At 61.4% G+C, this 1783-nt stretch carries 3 protein-coding genes; 2 read left to right on the top strand and 1 reads right to left on the bottom strand.

All coding sequences use genetic code 11. The annotated features are described in order from the left end of the window. Positions 1-169: transposase (locus tag CA234_RS23995; RefSeq protein WP_164521934.1), on the bottom strand; the 169-nt coding region annotated here is incomplete at its 3' end. 303 nt (positions 170-472) lie between these two features. Between CA234_RS23995 and CA234_RS24000 the strand changes: the two genes are divergently transcribed. Together CA234_RS24000 and CA234_RS24005 are read left to right on the top strand one after the other, a co-directional pair. Then, complete coding sequence (locus CA234_RS24000) at positions 473-787, top strand: hypothetical protein (protein ID WP_126002931.1); 315 nt, start codon at positions 473-475, stop codon at positions 785-787. Between the two features lie 68 nt (positions 788-855). Continuing rightward, complete coding sequence (locus tag CA234_RS24005) at positions 856-1548, top strand: HAD-IA family hydrolase (protein ID WP_126002932.1); 693 nt, start codon at positions 856-858, stop codon at positions 1546-1548. Positions 1549-1783: the final 235 nt, after the last annotated feature.

Genomic DNA, 1783 nt, shown 5'->3' on the forward strand with positions numbered 1-1783 from the left:
GCAACCGCGCGGCGTCGGAAACCGTCAGGCCACCGTATTTCGACTTCCAGGTGTAAAAGGTCGCATCGCTGATCCCGTGTTTCCGGCACAGGTCGGCGGTCTTCACGCCAGCCTCATGCTCCCGCAGAACCCCAATGATCTGATCCTCGGTAAATCGGATTCGCCGCATCACTCGTCTCCATCTGACGAGCTAACTTACCAATGGCATGATTTCTGGGGAGCAGGTCAACGGCCATCACGGACTAAACCCGTCGTTTGCTGTCGTCATTCCCAATGAAGGCTTCGTCCCAAAATGCCGCGTTCGTTTGCGTCGGCAGGTGTCGACCAATTTAAGCCGTTCCCGCCGGCAGGTAAGAACGGCCGCGTGGGCCGAAAGCGGCCATAGGCGGCCCTAATCGCGCCACCCGCGGTACCGCCGCGGAATCGTGATCTCCTCTGACGGCTCAGCTCCAATTGCGGTCAGCCAGGTCGTATGAGCACTCCCAAAGATGCGGATTGCGGGCGCATCAGTTCGGATTTCTCATCGGGAGCCTGGCGCAAGGCATTTCCCGCGCCCGATTTCGAACCCGCGAGCGAGAGGCATGTCCGCAACGCGCATATTGGAAGCGCGGAGGAAGTCGTGCTGAAGCGGACCATGTCGGTCAGCTTCATAGCCGGCCTGCCGTCGGATGAACGTGCGGCGCTGGAGCGGGACATCCGCGCCCTGATCGACCGCACACCTGTGCTGAGGGACAAAAGAGTCTCCTTTCCAGCATGTTTGCCTATCGCAAGAAGGAAGGTTGCCTAGCGGCGCCATGACTGACAGATGCGCCCCGGCGTGCGCATCGCCCGATTATCGGACAAGGGTTGATATCAGTGACTGACACTCAAATTGCCCAACAGATTGATGCCATTCTGCTCGACATGGATGGCACCATCCTCAATTCGATTAAGGCGGCGGAACAGGTGTGGGGCGCTTGGGCCGCCCGCCATGGGATCGACGTCGCCAGCTTTCTCCCGACGATTCACGGCGTTCAAACTGTCGAGACAATCCGTCGCGCCGCGATCCCCGGTTTGGACCCGGAGCAGGAGGCGGCTGCGATTACCCAGGCGGAAATCAATGCCGTCGAGGGCATCGAGGAGATTGCCGGCGCCGCCGCTTTCCTCGCCGCGCTACCGCGGTCGCGATGGGGCATCGTCACCTCTGCGCCCCGAGGCCTTGCATTGCGGCGGATCGAGGCGGCGGGCCTGCCAGAACCGGCACTGCTCGTCTCAGCGGAGGATGTCGCGCGCGGCAAGCCCGAACCGGATTGTTTCCTCCTCGCCGCCGAGCAGCTTGGGACCACCGCTGACCGATGCCTAGTGCTTGAGGATTCGCCGGCAGGCATCGCTGCCGCCTGCAAGGCGGGCGCCCATGTTCTCGTGGTCACGGCGACCCACCATTCCCCTATGGATTGCAATCATCCGTCCATTCTCGACTATAACGACCTGAAGCTCGCCCCACTGCCGGAAGGTGCCTTGACGGTCAGCTGCATCGGAAAGACCGGTTCGGTCTGGGCGCTCGGTTGAGAAGAAGGCATCCGGGCAAAATGGGCAAACGGACGGCAGTTCTTAACCAAGACGGTTTTCGACCAACTCAGGACGTACCCCTCCGCGTCGCCAGCGTCAGCTTCCGGCCCGATTATGTTGAAAAACCCGCCCTTGAAGTCGCGGTGACGGTCTGATTCACTCCAGCCGGTTGGCGGGAGACGTTTGGATGATGGGCGAGCGAACCGTGCCGCAGGAGTCGCTGTTCTACAGCTTC

Origin of the sequence: Sphingomonas sp. ABOLE (assembly GCF_003950455.1) — a bacterium.
Lineage (GTDB): Bacteria > Pseudomonadota > Alphaproteobacteria > Sphingomonadales > Sphingomonadaceae > Sphingomonas > Sphingomonas trueperi.

What these genes read in the sequence shown, in the direction of transcription:
- CA234_RS24000 (WP_126002931.1), top strand. Translation starts at nt 473, where the DNA reads ATGAGCACTCCCAAAGATGCGGATTGCGGGCGCATCAGTTCGGATTTC.